We start from the raw sequence: 15,374 nt of genomic DNA, 5'->3' as shown, positions 1-15,374 counted from the left end.
GTTAAACCTCCTCAAGACCAATGTAACCCATCATTCTTCCTGTTTTGCCATGTTCGCTTCGATGAGAGAAAAACAGGTCACTGCAGCTTGTACAATAGTCACTCACAAGAATGTTGTCTTCTAATACGCCTGCTTTTAACAATAAGTGTTTATTCACAGCTTTTAAATCCAGCTGATACGTACCTTCGTTATGTGTGAAGAATTGTTCAGAATCGGATGCCACCTCGATCACGTTTTCGACCACCCTGTCATCAACTTCATAACAGCATTTTCCGATCGATGGCCCTATTGCAGTTACGATATCTTTAGGGTCGATACCGTCATCTTGCCACCTTTGAATCATCTCTCCAGCAATATCTTTCGTTGTTCCTTTCCAGCCTGCGTGGGCTATTCCAACCCTTTTCGCGGAAGGGGAGTAAAAATATACGGGTACACAGTCGGCATAAAGTGCAGCCAACATCAAACCCTTTTCATCCGTATACATACCGTCCATACCACGTATCGCGGTTTCATGATCAAGCGTCCCGCGCCCTAAATCATTCGCAGTAACGTGAGCAATATCATTTCCATGGATTTGCTCTGCAACTACCCAATTCTCGAGCGGTGTGCCTATCGCCTTACTAAGTATTTTTCTATTAGTCAACACATCTACTGGATGGTCAGGCACATGATAACCGAGGTTTAGACTAGCGAACGGATCTTTACTTACACCGTTCAATCGAGTCGAAAACCCAGCTTTGACTTGACCTCCATCTCTTCCGAAACGAAGTGCCAGTGTAGTCATGTCAGAAGTATCTAAAAACAGTTCGTTTCCCACAGCTATATCCCTTCATTTCTATACAAGTTTACACTCTATTTTATCATAATATGTTGAGAAGAAGGGATATAGATTGTGAGATATTGGCTACTCATGACTCTTTTTGGAAAGATTCTGAATCTGATGAATCGTAATATTTAACTAATATAACATCGGAACCTATTTTTACGATGTTGCGCCAAGGAATCACGAGATCACTCTCACGCGCAAAAAAACCCATCATTTTTCCTTGACCCGGGATAACGATCGCTTCGATTTTACCTGTCGTCAAGTTTATTTCTAGATCGGCTATATGTCCAAGTTTTTTTCCGTTCGATACATTTACAACATCCTTAACTTGAAATTCAGAGATTTTTATCATCACACCTCCACCTTTCCATTTTATTATATGAAAAGTGGGCAATAGAAAAGACCTGTTTAACAGGTCTCGTTCTAACTTTGTATATTTTTATTCATTTGCTGGATTGCTGCTTTTTCAAGACGTGACACTTGAGCTTGAGAAATACCGATTTCATCTGCTACTTCCATCTGCGTTTTCCCTTGAAAGAAACGCATCTGGAGAATCATGTTCTCGCGTTGATTTAGTCTCATCATTGCTTCTTTCAATGCAATATCTTCTAGCCAATGAAAGTCCTTCTGCTTATCATCGCTAATTTGATCCATTACGAAAATCGGATCTCCACCATCATTGTAAATCGGCTCAAATAACGAGACAGGGTCTTGAATGGCATCAAGAGCGAAGACAACTTCTTCCTTCGTTACACCGAGTTCCTTGGCAATCTCAGTTGGATTCGGCTCTTTAGAGTTTTTCGTCATCAATTTGTCCCTGATCTGGAGGGATTTATAGGCAATATCTCGAAGCGACCTTGAAACCCTAATCGGGTTATTGTCCCTGAGATATCGTCGTATTTCACCGATAATCATCGGCACTGCATAAGTTGAGAATTTCACGTTTTGCGATAAATCGAAGTTATCAATGGATTTCATAAGACCAATACATCCGACCTGAAAGAGATCATCAACGTATTCACCACGATTGTTAAACCGTTGAATGACGCTCAAAACGAGACGTAAATTTCCATTTACTAGCTCTTCTCTTGCAGATATATCACCTTCCTGCATCTGTTTGAAAAGAACTCTCATCTTTTCATTTTTCAGAACCGGAAGTTTGGATGTATCTACTCCACAAATCTCGACTTTGTTTCGTGTCAACTCTTTCCCTCCTCATCGGAGATGCTGTCAAAGTAAAGTATCTCCGAGAGTGGGAAAATTATGCATTTATCATTTTAAGAATGTTAGACCATCTTGTTGAATTCTTTTCGAAGTCTTTTGATGATACGCTTTTCTAGCCTGGAGATGTAAGATTGAGAAATACCGAGAAGATCAGCAACATCTTTCTGTGTTTTTTCTTCATCACCAGCAAGACCGAACCTTAGTTCCATGATCTGCTTTTCTCGAGGGTTCAATGTTTCAAGAGCTTTCACAAGCAATTTCCTGTCTACTCTTGCATCGATTCCTTTCGTGATGATATCTTCATCAGTTCCCAATACATCTGATAAAAGCAGTTCGTTCCCATCCCAATCGACATTAAGAGGTTCATCGAATGAAACCTCTGAACGAATTTTGTTATTACGACGCAGAAACATTAGGATCTCATTTTCAATACACCTAGAAGCATATGTTGCTAACTTGATTTTCTTTTCAGGGTTGAAAGTATTAACAGCTTTGATCAACCCGATCGTTCCGATACTGATTAAGTCTTCAATATTAATCCCTGTGTTTTCAAACTTACGTGCGATATAAACAACGAGACGCAAGTTTCTTTCGATTAAGATCGATCGTGCAGCCTTGTCACCACCAGGTAATTTAATCAAAAGATGGGCTTCTTCTTCTTTCGTCAAAGGAGGCGGAAGTGCTTCACTTCCTCCTATGTAGTAGATTTCGTCAGGTTTAATTCCAAGTTTGATTAAGATTCTTTGCCACCAGAGTACAAATTTTATCTTTAATTTTCCCATGCAGTAAACCTCCTCAATCTGTTTGTTTCTTCTCTTTAAGAAGCATTTGCCTTTTCAGCTAGCATTTTTGGATGAAGGATGCAACTGTACTCTTTCTCCCCTGATAATGACTGAAAGCTGAGCCCTACGAGTACTTTTTTTACAATGATCGTTTCTTCATTCGTTGAAATTTCCACCGTGTCAGGCTTTATCGCACATAAAAATTGATGATCTTGTCCGACGGCTCGAAATGGAACGATCCTAAGGCGATGCTCCCACCTGTCCACCTCTCCCTCACTTTGAAAGTCAGTTACATTTTTCGCTTTTTTAAGAAAGTTCTCTGAAAAATGGTTTGCATGTATGGTCATATCGAGAATCATGACGGGAGCTCCTGATAATGGATCCTTGAGTTGATTCCCACTGTCGATAAGTGCTGGTGCAGTCACGATGACATCATCGATCGTGATTTTAACGCTGGCTATTTGGTCATAGTGAATTTTTTTCGTCTCGATATCACCTAGCCTTTTCTTAGAAAAAAACCATACAGCTGGAAAACCAACGAGCACAAATACCCAGCTGACAGGATCGCCAAATCCACTCCCCTGTGTAGCGATTGCGCCGTTATAAACACCTACTTCCTGTTTTAAAAAGTAGTGAGCACCAAGCATGCCTCCACCGATCATAAACGTGACAAAATAGAACAGCAGCCAACTTTGAATGAAGCTTCGAAACCTTGTAAACCCAAACGTTATGCTTACGATGATAAACGAATAAAATAATTTCACAATCGGATGAACCATAAACTCCAACCCAGGAATAAAAAGAAAAATGACATATAACGAAGCGAATAGAGCGCCAGCAGCAAGTCGTCTTTTACGAACATGACGCTTAAGCAGCAAACTGGTAAGCATCAATAGCATGTAGTCAAAGCAAACGTTCAACAGCCATATTACGTCCAGATATACAGCCACCTGCTGGCTCCTCCCTATCGAATTTGAATTCTAGTATAGACTAGTTTGGATTGAAAGACTGTCAAATCGTGCCGCGAATATCGAGGTTATTTTGCATAATTATCACTATTTTTGTCATCCGTTTAGCGCAAAAAAGTAGCCGTCCATCATTGGACGACTACAGTACGATCACCGTTGCAAAACATCATTCATTCGCTGTACCCCTGTGTTCGTAGGGAAAAGCTCTACACAATCATATCCCGTTAGATTCGCTTCCATTACGGCTTTTATTTTCTTAGCTGTTCCTATTGGAGTGAAGATTAACAATGTTGGACCTGCGCCACTAAGGGCTGCACCATAAGCTCCCCAATCGACAGCTAAACGCTGAACACGTTCAAGATCTGGGACAAAGTGTTTTCTGTAAGGTTGATGAAATAAATCTTCTTTCATCAATGCTCCTGCTTTTTGCCAATTATTGCTCACTGCAGCTGCTGTAAAAACATTTGCAACACTACTCGCCTTGACTGCTTCTTCAAACGACAGATTCTTTGGAAGAACTGAGCGTGAGTCTGTTGTTTTCAATTTTCGTTCTGGTATCAAGGCGACGAATTCAACATTTTCAACGTTTTGAACGACAGAATCAAGGTCACCTAGCCCTGATGCGATGACAAGTCCTCCATATATGGAAGCAGCGACATTGTCCGCATGCCCTTCAAACTCAGCAGCATACCTTACTTTTTCCTTTGAAGAAAGCGCAAGCCCCATTGTGATGTCTGCAATTTCCACACCAGCTACGATTGCTGCCGCACTACTTCCAAGCCCTCGTTCAAGGGGTAATTCACTCCTCATCGTTACGCGTTGCGGTTCTGGAGTTTTCTGTACCGACACTGCGATCGATTCAATCACTTTGTAAACCAAGTTCTCTTTACCTTGAGGAAACATTTCTTGAAAACCGATGTAGTAAAAAGCCCACTCAGACGAAGGTTCGAACGTTACATGAAGATAACGATTAATCGCAAGCCCGATCGAATCAAACCCCGGCCCAAGATTTGATGTACTTCCTGGAATTTTTAAAGAGACTGGTTGTTTCAATGACTAACACATCCCTTTAGCTCCTCGAGAAAACTTCCTTTATCAGCAGCAACCACCCGCGGTTTGACGAGAACCGTATCCATAGCTGTTGAAGGATCTTTTAGACCGTTTCCTGTTAATACAGCAACGACTGTGCTTCCTTGTTGTATTTCATTCGAAGTTACTTGTTTTAAAACACCAGCGATTGAAGCACATGATGCTGGTTCTGCAAATACCCCTTCTTTTTTAGCAAGAAGCTGATAAGCATTTAATATTTCTTCATCTGTAACACTGTCGATTTTACCATCTGATTCGACGACAGCGTCTTCAGCTAACTGCCAGCTAGCAGGATTGCCAATCCTGATCGCTGTAGCGATTGTTTCTGGGTTTTGTATAATTTTCTTTTTGACGATCGCTGCAGAACCCTCAGCTTCAAACCCTCTCATCTGAGGCTTTTTCTCTTCTCGAAGATATTCTTTGAATCCTTTCCAATAGGCTGAGATGTTTCCAGCGTTTCCTACTGGGATCGCTAGCACATCAGGTGATTTTCCAAGCTGATCACATACTTCAAAAGCGGCTGTCTTTTGTCCTTCCAAACGATATGGATTCACTGAATTAACGAGAGTGATCGGTTCCGTTTCGGCAATCGAACGAACCATGCGAAGGGCTTCATCAAAATTCCCGTCGATTTCAAAAATTTCTGCACCGTAAATCATTGCCTGAGCTAATTTTCCTAATGCTACCTTTCCTTTTGGAATCACGATGATACAACGTAACCCCGCTCTTGCTCCGTACGCAGCTGCAGCAGCTGCTGTATTTCCTGTCGAAGCACATATGATCGCATCGCTACCCTCTTCCTTTGCTTTCGCTACTGCCATCACCATGCCTCTATCTTTGAAAGACCCTGTTGGGTTCGCTCCTTCAATCTTAACGTGTAAGTTTACTCCAAGTTCTTCCGAAAGCGTATTTAATCTTAGTAGAGGTGTATTTCCCTCATTTAAACTTAATGAAGGAGTATCTTCAGTAATCGGTAAATAATTCTCATAGTGTTTTAACAACCCATTCCAGACTGACATCACATTCCCTCCACTCGATACCTGCTTTTCACCTCGACCACCACATCCAAATCATTCAGTTGACTATGAACGTCTTCGAATGCTTGATGATTCGTTTCATGAGTGATGATGACGAGCTCAGCAGTGCCATTATTAATCACTGGTTCTTGGATCAACTTTTCAAGACTGATCCCATGATCCTTAAATAAGTGTGAAATTTTCGAAAATGCACCCGCTTCATCTTTTACATACAATCTGATGAAGTACTTGCTCTTGATTTCATCATCTTTCTTCAGCTTACGTTCATGCTGAGGAAGAATGACACTCTTACCATTTACTCCAAGACGCATGTTTTTGATAACGGCGACAAGGTCAGATACAACCGCTGTAGCTGTCGGTAGTTGACCTGCACCAGGTCCATAGAACATCGTTTCTCCGACTGCCTCTCCATAGACGTAAACAGCATTGTACTCATCATTCACAGAAGCTAACGGATGGCGTGATGGCAACAGAGTTGGCTGAACAGAAAGTTCAATCGATCCGTTTTCTGAACTTGCGATCGATAATAGTTTGATAGTATACCCTAGTTTCTTACTATAGGAAATATCTTCAGCATCAACTTCAGTGATCCCTTTAATCTTGACGTCATCTAACCCTACTTTCATTGAAAATCCAAGAGTTCCGAGGATGACGACTTTACGAGCTGCATCTAGCCCCTCAACGTCTGCAGTTGGATCAGCTTCAGCAAAGCCAAGATCCTGTGCTTCTTTTAATACACTTTCATACGGCACATTGTTCTTAGTCATTTTTGTAAGGATATAGTTTGTCGTACCGTTCACAATCCCCATCAGCTTTGTGATTCGATCAGAGGATAAACCTTCTACTAAACTTCTAAGGATTGGAATTCCACCCGCAACACTAGCTTCATAGAAGAGGTCACTTTCATTTTCAACCGCAGCCGTTAATAACTCTCTTCCATGTAAAGCCATTAAATCCTTGTTTGCTGTTACAACATGTTTTTTATTTTTTAACGATGCAAGGATATACTCTTTCGCCTGGTCGATACCACCCATTACTTCGATCACGACATCGACTTCAGGATTATTGATCACTTCATTTGGATCTTGTGTTAACAACTCCTCGTTAACATCGACCCCTCTGTTCTTCTCAATATCTCGAACGAGAACCTTTCCTACCTTCACAACACAACCAACGCGCTGTTGAAGCTCTTCCTGATGGGACTCGATCATATGTACCACTCCACTACCAACAGTCCCAAGTCCTAACAGTCCTACCGAAACGCTCTCCTTCATATTCTCCACTCCCTTATGTCCTCCTGAAAAGGACGTTTGTTTTTATATAAGGGACATTATACGTGTCATCCTTCACAAACACAACCACATTTACAGAAAAATTTGAAATATTTAAAGAAAAGCGGAGGCGAGCGGTTAGAAACGAAGAAATTGGAGCGCTTTCAATTGAACACGTTCTTTGTGTTCGGTTGAAAGAGCGAAATTTCGTAGTTTCTGCGAGTCGTAGCTGGACATCTCGAAAAGCGAAGTTTCGCTTTTAGACACGGAGTCATTGGAGCGCTTACAAAAGAACACGGTCGTTGTGTTCATTTGTAAGAGCGAAATGACGTAGTGTCTGCGAAACGTAGCTGGACATCCGAAAAGCGAAGTTTCGCGTTTAGACACGGAAAGATTGGAGCGCTTTCAATAGAACACGTTCTTTGTGTTCAATTGAAAGAGCGAAATCTTGTAGTTTCTGCGAAACGTAGCTGGACATCTTGAAAAGCGGAGACGAGCGGTTAGAAACGAAGAAATTGGAGCGCTTTCATCTGAACACGCTTTTTGTGTTCATTTGAAAGAGCGAAATTTCGTAGTTTCTGCGAGTCGCAGCTAGACATCTCGAAAAGCGAAGTTTCGCGTTTAGAAACGGAATGATTAAAACGCTTTCAAACCCATCAAAAAAACCAGCTCAAAGATGAGCTGGTTTTAAACAATTATCTTCTACGCTTACGGTTACGCAAGAAAGTAGGGATATCTAGTGTGTCGTTAGATTCCTCTACGCGAGAACCAAACTTAGAAGGTTCTGGCTGCTGTACTTCTTCCTCTTCTTGTTTCGGCTGCTGAATTGGTGCACCCTGTTTAGACTGAGTAGAAGGGCGAGGAACAGATTTTTTCTTGTTTTCGTTCTCGTCGAATCCAGTTGCGATCACTGTTACAAGGATTTCGTCTTTCAGTTCTTCGTTAATTACTGAACCGAAAATCATGTTCACATTTTCATCTGAAGCAGAAGAAACGATGTCAGCTGCTTCGTTTACTTCATAAAGGCTAAGGTTAGATCCACCTGTAATATTCATCAGAACACCTTTAGCGCCATCGATTGACGTTTCAAGCAATGGACTGGAAATCGCTTTTTTCGCAGCTTCAGATGCACGGTTCTCACCAGTTGCGATCCCGATTCCCATCAATGCAGATCCTCTTTCAGTCATGATCGTTTTCACGTCTGCAAAGTCAAGGTTAATAAGACCTGGTACAGCGATTAAGTCTGAAATACCTTGTACACCTTGACGAAGTACGTTATCCGCTTCACGGAACGCTTCTAGCATCGGTGTGTTTTTGTCAACGATTTCAAGTAGACGGTCGTTAGGTATAACGATCAACGTATCGACCTTTTCTTTTAGCATCGCAATCCCGGATACCGCTTGAGTTGAACGCTTGCGACCTTCAAATGTAAATGGACGCGTAACGACCCCAACAGTTAGAGCGCCGAGTTCTTTTGCGATCTCAGCAATGACTGGAGCTGCTCCAGTTCCAGTTCCGCCTCCCATACCAGCTGTAACGAAGACCATATCTGCTCCACGAAGTGCTTCTTCGATCTGCTCTTTGCTTTCTTCAGCTGCTTTTTTACCGATCTCAGGGTTGGCACCTGCACCAAGACCTCTAGTCAATTTGCCACCAATTTGCATTTTCACTTCTGCTTTCGCAAGGTTCAAGGCTTGCGCATCTGTATTGACAGCAATAAATTCTACACCTTGAACTCCATTTTCAATCATTCGGTTAACAGCATTGCTTCCGCCACCGCCGACACCGATTACTTTTATTTGTGCTAATTGTTCCATATTCATATCAAACTCTAACATCTCAGGTCCTCCTAATCTTGTAATGCCCTTTATTCAACAAATAAATTAAAGAAGTTCTTAACTTTTTCTTTCATTCCTGGAGAAGACTTTTCCCCCGACTGAGGTTCAGGTTTGCTTTTACGCTTGGGCTTCACTTCATCCTCAGGGTTCAATGAAGCTGCAACTTCTTTGCCCTGAATCTTTACGTTTTTGTACGTAAATTGGATTAGACCAATGCCAGTTGTATATTGAGGTTCACGAACTCCAATATAGTCAGGAACTGCAACGCGCACATTATGTTGAAGTACGTCTCTTGCAAGCTCGAGTATACCATCCATTCCTACCATTCCTCCGGTAAGAACAAATCCACCAGGCAATTCGCGTATTCCCAAACGCCTAATCTCGTCTTCTATCAATTCTAACATCTCTTCAATACGAGGTTCTATAATATGTGCCAATTCGAACTGATTAAATTCTTGTTCTGCTGAACTTCCAATCGTAGACACAGTGAATGCCTCTTCTTCTGAAGCAAGATCAACAAAAGCATTACCATGCTTGATCTTAATTCGTTCAGCTTCTTCAGTCGTTGTTCTTAAACCAATCGAAATGTCTTTCGTTACGTTATCTCCCCCGATAGGAAGAACCGAAGTCGCTTTGAGAGATCCCTCTTCAAATATAGAAATCGTCGTCGAACCTGCTCCCATGTTCACTAGTGCTACCCCTAAGTTCTTCTCGTCCTTAGAGAGAGCCATCGCACCACATGCTAGCGGTTGAAGACAAATATCAGCAATTTCAAGGCCTGCTTTCTCAACACATCTCAATAAATTATGTAATACGGTTTTAGAACCTGTAATAATCGTGCCTTCCATTTCAAGACGAACACCAATCATCCCTCTAGGATCTGTGATGCCATCTAACCCATCCACCACAAATTGACCTGGGATCACATCGATGATCTCACGCTCAGGAGGTATAGAGACAACCTGTGCTGCATCAATTACTCTCGCAACGTCTTCGTCGTGAATCTCACGGTCTTCACTAGAAACAGCCACTACTCCATGACATGGCTGAAGCTGAACATGATTTCCATTAATTCCAACGATAACGGAGCGAATCGATAAACCTACCATTCTTTCTGCATTTTCTACTGCCTGTTTAATTGAACGAACAGTTTCATCTATATCCACAATCGATCCTTTACGAATTCCATCGGATGGCGCACTACCTACTCCAAGGATATTCAATGAATCGTTTGTCATCTGGCCAATGATCACTTTCACATTGGATGTACCGATGTCTAGACTCACATATACTTCGTTGCTGTTCATTCTCCTGGCACCTCCTTCGAATTGCTACCTATTTCAGGTATTTGTAAATTCTCTATAATAGGGTCGAATAAACCTCCAACACCTTTATATTCACAACATCTTCTGTTAGTAAACGTCTTTTTAACAGAAAGGTACTGATCGCTATAAGAATGCGATATAAGGACACTATTCCACAAAACCGTTAATTTCCCTTCTTTTGACCAATATTTTATAAGTTTTTTTAGTCGTTTTACTCAAAAAATATATTTGGTAGATTCTAAGTCTTTTGTTACTTTACAGAAAGAACATACGTATAAGTCTACACCAAGTAGAACATGGAGAAAAGACAAGGATTGAGCTACAAACAAAAAGCTTCAATACGCCCTTTTCTTTGATTCTAGAGAAGTAAAATTCTCTGAATCATAAAGGTTCGTACAAAAAAGCTCATCCCTGTCCATTAGGAAGATACTCATAGGTAATTTCTCGCTTATGATTCGGACTTTTCTTCAACGACTGTTTCATAAGGTTCGAGCCAGCTTCCTTCATTTAAAAATAGAACGCCTTTTGGTTTGTCCTTAAGTTCCTTAACGATCAATGGGTAATTGTTGATACGTTTTGCAAAACTTCTGATGCTTGTCCGAACTTCATACCCATCACTCATAAATAACGTGAGGTTGAATGCATTATTTTCTTTTGGTTCATAGTGAATCTCTGAAATTCGGTTGATCACGCTCATTTTCACTTTTGTTAACTCTCCTGCCATCTCTGACAGCTCTGTACTTTCATCCCATTGAAGAAGAATCGGCGCATTGACAGGAGTATCTCCCTTTCCTAATGCATCGAGGATCGTTCCGGTCTGAAGTATTGGAAAATAGTTCGTACCTTTTTTAAGATAGGCTACACGTTCATTCTCAGTTACTTCAATATTAACCGTAGCAGGAAATTGTCTTGTTACGTCTGCACTTGCTATTTCCTTTGAACTTTCAATTTGGGATGCTACTTCTTTTTTGTTGATGTTCCAAAAGCTAACACTTTGATCAAGACCACTCAACTTCTCAATCTCTTTCGTAGCGATAAAGTTATTACCTGAAACTTGAATCGTACGAATATGGCTCAGAGAAGACTGGAAGTAAATAATCAACAAAATTAAAAAGAAGAAGATTGATAAATAGACGATCAGTCTTCTGTTTGCACGCTGTTTTCGCTGCGCTTTTAATGTCGGAATCCGATCTTCTATCGTTACTACTTTACGATCTTCCATCCTTTTGCCCCCGTCTTGAAATGTAATTCTTCAAAGTGCTCAATTTCATATCATGGCAACCGCACGGCATGATAAAGAAATACTGCTTATTTTCACCATTATAGCATATTTTTAGGGCTTTTTATTCAGTCATGAAAAATGTTTTCTAAGTCAAATATCGACTAAATTAGCCTTTTGTTAAGTAAAAAAAGAATTTCAATATAAAAACGCTCCAATAACTGGAGCGTTTCATTCAATCACGATTCCTACCACTTCTTAAAGCTCGATTCCACTCTTTTGTCTTGCGCTACTTTTTCACTTCTAAAACTTTGCATACCGACTGATATTCAACAGGACTCCCATCGCTACTAACATAAGCGTCAATGAGGATCCCCCATAGCTTAGAAAAGGAAGCGTGATTCCAGTAACAGGCATTAAGCCAGTTACCACTCCGATGTTGATCATCACTTGAATTGCCACCATCCCGATGATCCCAACAGCGAGCAGGCTACCAAACAAGTCAGGTGCTCTAAGTGCAATTCGGATCCCTCTCCAAAGGAGGAGGGCAAACAATAAGATCACGAAGCTTCCACCAATAAAACCAAGCTCCTCAGAAAGAATAGCAAAGATGAAATCTGTTTGAGGCTCTGGTAAATAATAAAACTTTTGTCTACTTTGACCTAGACCTAGACCCATCAATCCACCTGGTCCGATTGCATAGAGGGATTGTATGATTTGAAATCCGCTACCGAGCGGATCACTCCACGGGTCGAGGTAAGAAGTGATACGAGCGATTCGGTAAGGTGCTGAGAGGATCAAGCCGACGAAGCCGGCTATCCCTAGTACCCCTAACCATGCAAAATGTGAAATCTTCGCACCTGAAATGAAGATCATGACGACACAGGTACCGACCATTACAGCACCTGTACCGAGATCAGGCTGAAGCATGATCATTGAAAATGCTACCAGTACAAGCCCTAACGAAGGCACGAGTCCTTTTTTAAATGAGGTAATACGTTTCTGGTTTTCTGAAAGATATTTTGCTAAAAACGCAATCATTGCTAACTTTGTAAATTCTGAAGGTTGGATCGAAAACGCACCAACACCCAACCAGCTTCTCGCTCCACCTCTTACTAATCCCACCCCTGGGATCAGGACGAGTATTAAGAGAAAGAAGCAGATAATAATTCCTAACTTCGACCACGTTCTCCACGTCCAATATTCCACATTCATCACGAAGAACATTGCAATGACGCCAACACCTGCAAAGAGAAGCTGTCTTTTTGCAAAGAAGAAGGCGTCATCGAATTTATAAGAAGCCCATACTGCACTAGCACTATAGACCATTACCAATCCGATTGCTAACAGAGCAAGTGTCACAGTTAAAAAGATCAGGTCTGGCGTTGATTTTGTTTTCGGCAATGAGTCCACACCCCGTTATCGTCGATTTACCCACCCTGCTCGGATAAGCATGACAACCTTTCTTTAGAGTTTATGCATTGCGTCAATAAAAATGTCTCCACGTTCTTCAAACGTTTTATATTGATCCCAACTTGCACATGCAGGTGATAATAAAATCACTTCTCCATCTGTTGAAAGATTGTAAGCTGTAGGAACAGCTTTTTCTACATTATCGACAACTGTTACGTTCTTCAATCCTGCTTTGTTTGCAGTATCTTGAAGTTTTGGTGCTGTTTCGCCAAATGTTATGAGATGTTTCACTTTTTCTTGAAAGTATGGAATAAGATCATCGAAATCGTTACCTCTATCGAGGCCCCCCGCTAACAAAACTACCGGTTGTTCGAACGAATCTAGTGCTTTTTTTGTTGCGATGGAGTTTGTTGCTTTAGAATCGTTGAAGAACTTTCGACCTTTTACTTCTCCAACGAACTGTAAACGGTGTTTAACGCCGTGAAAATTCGAAAGTTCTTCATGAATCTTTTCATTCGAAACCCCTGAGAGTTTCGCAACTGCAATTGCTGCTAGCGTATTTTCTATATTTTGTTTCATCGAAAGATCAGCGACCTCGATTACTTTCTCACCTTTAAACATGATATAACCATCAACGATTGTAACGCCGTCGACCTGCTTAGTTGCAGAAAACGGAATTAGCGTAGCGCTTGAGGCGTGAGCAAATTCTGTTACGAGAGGATCGTCAGCATTGTATACGGCGTAATCTTCTTCTTTCTGATTAGCAAATATACGAGCTTTGGCATTTGCGTACGCTTCTTTTGTACCATGGTAATCAAGGTGAGCTTCATAAATATTCAGGAGTACTGAAATGTGTGGATGAAACTCCTCCGTACCTTGTAACTGGAAACTAGAAAGCTCTGTTACGAGCGTTTGATCTGGCGTTGCTTTCGCTGCAACTTCGCAGACGACTGTCCCAATATTACCCGCGACGATGGGATTCGAGCTCGTCCCACTGAGCAACTCACCGATTAACGTCGTCGTCGTTGTTTTCCCGTTTGAACCCGTTATTGCGATGAAAGGTGCTTCAGAGATCTTCCCAGCCACCTCTACCTCAGTTATGATTGGAATACCTTGTTTTTCAGCTTCTTGCAAAAGCGGGTTATGGTATGGAATCCCTGGGTTTTTCACGATTAATTCAGTGCCCTCAAGCAATGACAGCGGATGTCCTCCTCCAACTACGTTAAAGCCATCCTTACTAAGTTCCAGTGCTTGTGGGTTGTTTGATACTTCTTCTCGATCATTTACCACTACATTAGCGCCAAGGGAGCGAAGTAGTTTTGCTGCGGCAAACCCACTTTTCGCAATCCCCATCACTAATACTGAACGACCATTGTAAAAATCTTTGTTTTTCATTACAACCACACCTCGAGATAAATTCCTAACGCTGCGCAAATTAATCCAACCGTCCAAAATGTAGCAACAACACGCCATTCTGTCCAACCAGAAAGTTCGTAGTGGTGATGAAGAGGACTCATCTTAAACACACGGTTACCGGTTGTTTTAAATGAAGCTACCTGAATGATGACCGATAAGGTCTCGATTACGAATACCCCACCGATGACAACTAAAAGTAACTCAAGCTTCGTCATAATCGCAACAGCTGCTAGCGCACCACCTAATGCTAGAGAGCCAGTATCACCCATGAACACTTTTGCAGGATGTGCATTAAAGACTAGAAATCCAAGTACTGCACCGACAACACTTACAGAGAAGATCGCTACATCGTACATATATGTAGCAGCAGCTAATATCGCGAATGCTCCAAACGCAATGGCCGAAGTTCCTGCAACGAGTCCATCTAGACCGTCTGTTAAGTTTACGGCATTTGAAGCACCGACTAGCATAACGAAAAGAAGTACAACATAACCGATGCCAAGGTCAAAGCTCAACTCTGTACCTGGAACGTGGATAGCTGTGTCAAATCCAATCGTACGTAATCCAAAATAAACAAGAATTGCGATGAAAACTTGACCAAGGAGCTTTTGTTTTGAAGTTAAACCAAGGTTTCGTTTCTTAACAACCTTGATAAAGTCATCTAAAAATCCAATCAAAGCATATCCGACGGTCACGAAGAGCAACAGCCAGATTTCCATAGAGATCTCATCGTACTTCAACGCGATCGCTACTGTACCAATAATGATTGCAAGGATGATAATAAGTCCGCCCATCGTTGGGGTACCTGACTTTTTCTGGTGAGACTTCGGTCCCTCGTCTCGTATACTTTGACCGAATTTCAGTCTCCTTAAGAATGGAATGAATACTGGAGAGACCAGTACTGCAATGATAAATGATGTTAATAAACTAAAGATTAATAAACGTTCAATCAATGTCCTGCCTCCT

Annotated in this window: 14 protein-coding genes; all 14 read right to left on the bottom strand. The window is 41.4% G+C overall.

Annotated elements, in window-relative coordinates:
- Window position 1 precedes the first annotated feature (1 nt).
- The 14 genes from pgeF to mraY all read right to left on the bottom strand — a co-directional run bounded on the left by pgeF (window position 2) and on the right by mraY (window position 15,361).
- A complete protein-coding gene (gene pgeF / locus ACXAHI_RS01365) occupies window positions 2-817 on the bottom strand; it encodes a peptidoglycan editing factor PgeF (protein ID WP_474845373.1) in 816 nt (271 codons plus the stop codon).
- Between the two features lie 91 nt (window positions 818-908).
- On the bottom strand, window positions 909-1,178 hold the full coding sequence (locus ACXAHI_RS01360) for a YlmC/YmxH family sporulation protein (RefSeq protein WP_224881928.1): 270 nt from the start codon (window positions 1,176-1,178) through the stop codon (window positions 909-911).
- A 71-nt stretch (window positions 1,179-1,249) separates the two neighbouring features.
- Complete coding sequence (sigG, locus tag ACXAHI_RS01355) at window positions 1,250-2,029, bottom strand: RNA polymerase sporulation sigma factor SigG (RefSeq protein ID WP_270181797.1); 780 nt, start codon at window positions 2,027-2,029, stop codon at window positions 1,250-1,252.
- A gap of 83 nt (window positions 2,030-2,112) precedes the next feature.
- Window positions 2,113-2,832, bottom strand: a complete 720-nt coding sequence (sigE, locus tag ACXAHI_RS01350; protein ID WP_474845371.1) for an RNA polymerase sporulation sigma factor SigE — start codon at window positions 2,830-2,832, stop codon at window positions 2,113-2,115.
- 35 nt (window positions 2,833-2,867) lie between these two features.
- Window positions 2,868-3,782: a sigma-E processing peptidase SpoIIGA gene (spoIIGA, locus tag ACXAHI_RS01345; RefSeq protein ID WP_474845369.1), complete on the bottom strand. Its 915-nt coding sequence runs from the start codon at window positions 3,780-3,782 to the stop codon at window positions 2,868-2,870.
- A 168-nt stretch (window positions 3,783-3,950) separates the two neighbouring features.
- Window positions 3,951-4,853 carry a homoserine kinase gene (thrB, locus tag ACXAHI_RS01340; protein ID WP_474845367.1) on the bottom strand — a complete coding sequence of 301 codons (903 nt, stop codon included), beginning with the start codon at window positions 4,851-4,853 and terminating at the stop codon, window positions 3,951-3,953.
- Window positions 4,850-5,908, bottom strand: a complete 1,059-nt coding sequence (thrC, locus tag ACXAHI_RS01335; protein ID WP_474845365.1) for a threonine synthase — start codon at window positions 5,906-5,908, stop codon at window positions 4,850-4,852. Before thrC ends, thrB begins: the two co-directional genes overlap by 4 nt.
- The gene (locus ACXAHI_RS01330) at window positions 5,908-7,200 is read right to left on the bottom strand and encodes a homoserine dehydrogenase (RefSeq protein ID WP_474848039.1); all 1,293 of its coding nucleotides are present in this window, start codon (window positions 7,198-7,200) and stop codon (window positions 5,908-5,910) included. The genes thrC and ACXAHI_RS01330 overlap by 1 nt, the downstream gene beginning before the upstream one ends.
- 692 nt (window positions 7,201-7,892) lie before the next feature.
- Entirely contained in the window at window positions 7,893-9,035 is a 1,143-nt protein-coding gene (ftsZ, locus tag ACXAHI_RS01325; RefSeq protein WP_270181792.1) for a cell division protein FtsZ, read from the bottom strand.
- Window positions 9,036-9,064: 29 nt separating this feature from the next.
- The gene (ftsA, locus tag ACXAHI_RS01320; RefSeq protein ID WP_270181791.1) at window positions 9,065-10,342 is read right to left on the bottom strand and encodes a cell division protein FtsA; all 1,278 of its coding nucleotides are present in this window, start codon (window positions 10,340-10,342) and stop codon (window positions 9,065-9,067) included.
- A gap of 466 nt (window positions 10,343-10,808) precedes the next feature.
- Window positions 10,809-11,582 carry a cell division protein FtsQ/DivIB gene (locus ACXAHI_RS01315; protein ID WP_474845363.1) on the bottom strand — a complete coding sequence of 258 codons (774 nt, stop codon included), beginning with the start codon at window positions 11,580-11,582 and terminating at the stop codon, window positions 10,809-10,811.
- A 300-nt stretch (window positions 11,583-11,882) separates the two neighbouring features.
- The gene (gene spoVE / locus ACXAHI_RS01310; protein WP_474845361.1) at window positions 11,883-12,983 is read right to left on the bottom strand and encodes a stage V sporulation protein E; all 1,101 of its coding nucleotides are present in this window, start codon (window positions 12,981-12,983) and stop codon (window positions 11,883-11,885) included.
- A 63-nt stretch (window positions 12,984-13,046) separates the two neighbouring features.
- Window positions 13,047-14,387, bottom strand: a complete 1,341-nt coding sequence (gene murD / locus ACXAHI_RS01305) for a UDP-N-acetylmuramoyl-L-alanine--D-glutamate ligase (RefSeq protein WP_474845359.1) — start codon at window positions 14,385-14,387, stop codon at window positions 13,047-13,049.
- Window positions 14,387-15,361, bottom strand: a complete 975-nt coding sequence (gene mraY / locus ACXAHI_RS01300) for a phospho-N-acetylmuramoyl-pentapeptide-transferase (RefSeq protein WP_270181787.1) — start codon at window positions 15,359-15,361, stop codon at window positions 14,387-14,389. The genes murD and mraY overlap by 1 nt, the downstream gene beginning before the upstream one ends.
- Between the last annotated feature and the right edge of the window lie 13 nt (window positions 15,362-15,374).

Source organism: Anaerobacillus sp. ABD4_527 (assembly GCF_056160805.1).
Note: the sequence above shows the minus strand (reverse complement) of the source record. Positions and strands in the feature narration are given on the sequence as shown.

Coding starts and splice junctions, on each gene's coding strand:
- ACXAHI_RS01360 (WP_224881928.1), bottom strand. CDS start 1,178: ATGATAAAAATCTCTGAATTTCAAGTTAAGGATGTTGTAAATGTATCG.
- ftsA (WP_270181791.1), bottom strand. CDS start 10,342: ATGAACAGCAACGAAGTATATGTGAGTCTAGACATCGGTACATCCAAT.
- ACXAHI_RS01315 (WP_474845363.1), bottom strand. CDS start 11,582: ATGGAAGATCGTAAAGTAGTAACGATAGAAGATCGGATTCCGACATTA.
- murD (WP_474845359.1), bottom strand. CDS start 14,387: ATGAAAAACAAAGATTTTTACAATGGTCGTTCAGTATTAGTGATGGGG.
- thrC (WP_474845365.1), bottom strand. CDS start 5,908: ATGTCAGTCTGGAATGGGTTGTTAAAACACTATGAGAATTATTTACCG.
- ftsZ (WP_270181792.1), bottom strand. CDS start 9,035: ATGTTAGAGTTTGATATGAATATGGAACAATTAGCACAAATAAAAGTA.
- sigE (WP_474845371.1), bottom strand. CDS start 2,832: ATGGGAAAATTAAAGATAAAATTTGTACTCTGGTGGCAAAGAATCTTA.
- ACXAHI_RS01330 (WP_474848039.1), bottom strand. CDS start 7,200: ATGAAGGAGAGCGTTTCGGTAGGACTGTTAGGACTTGGGACTGTTGGT.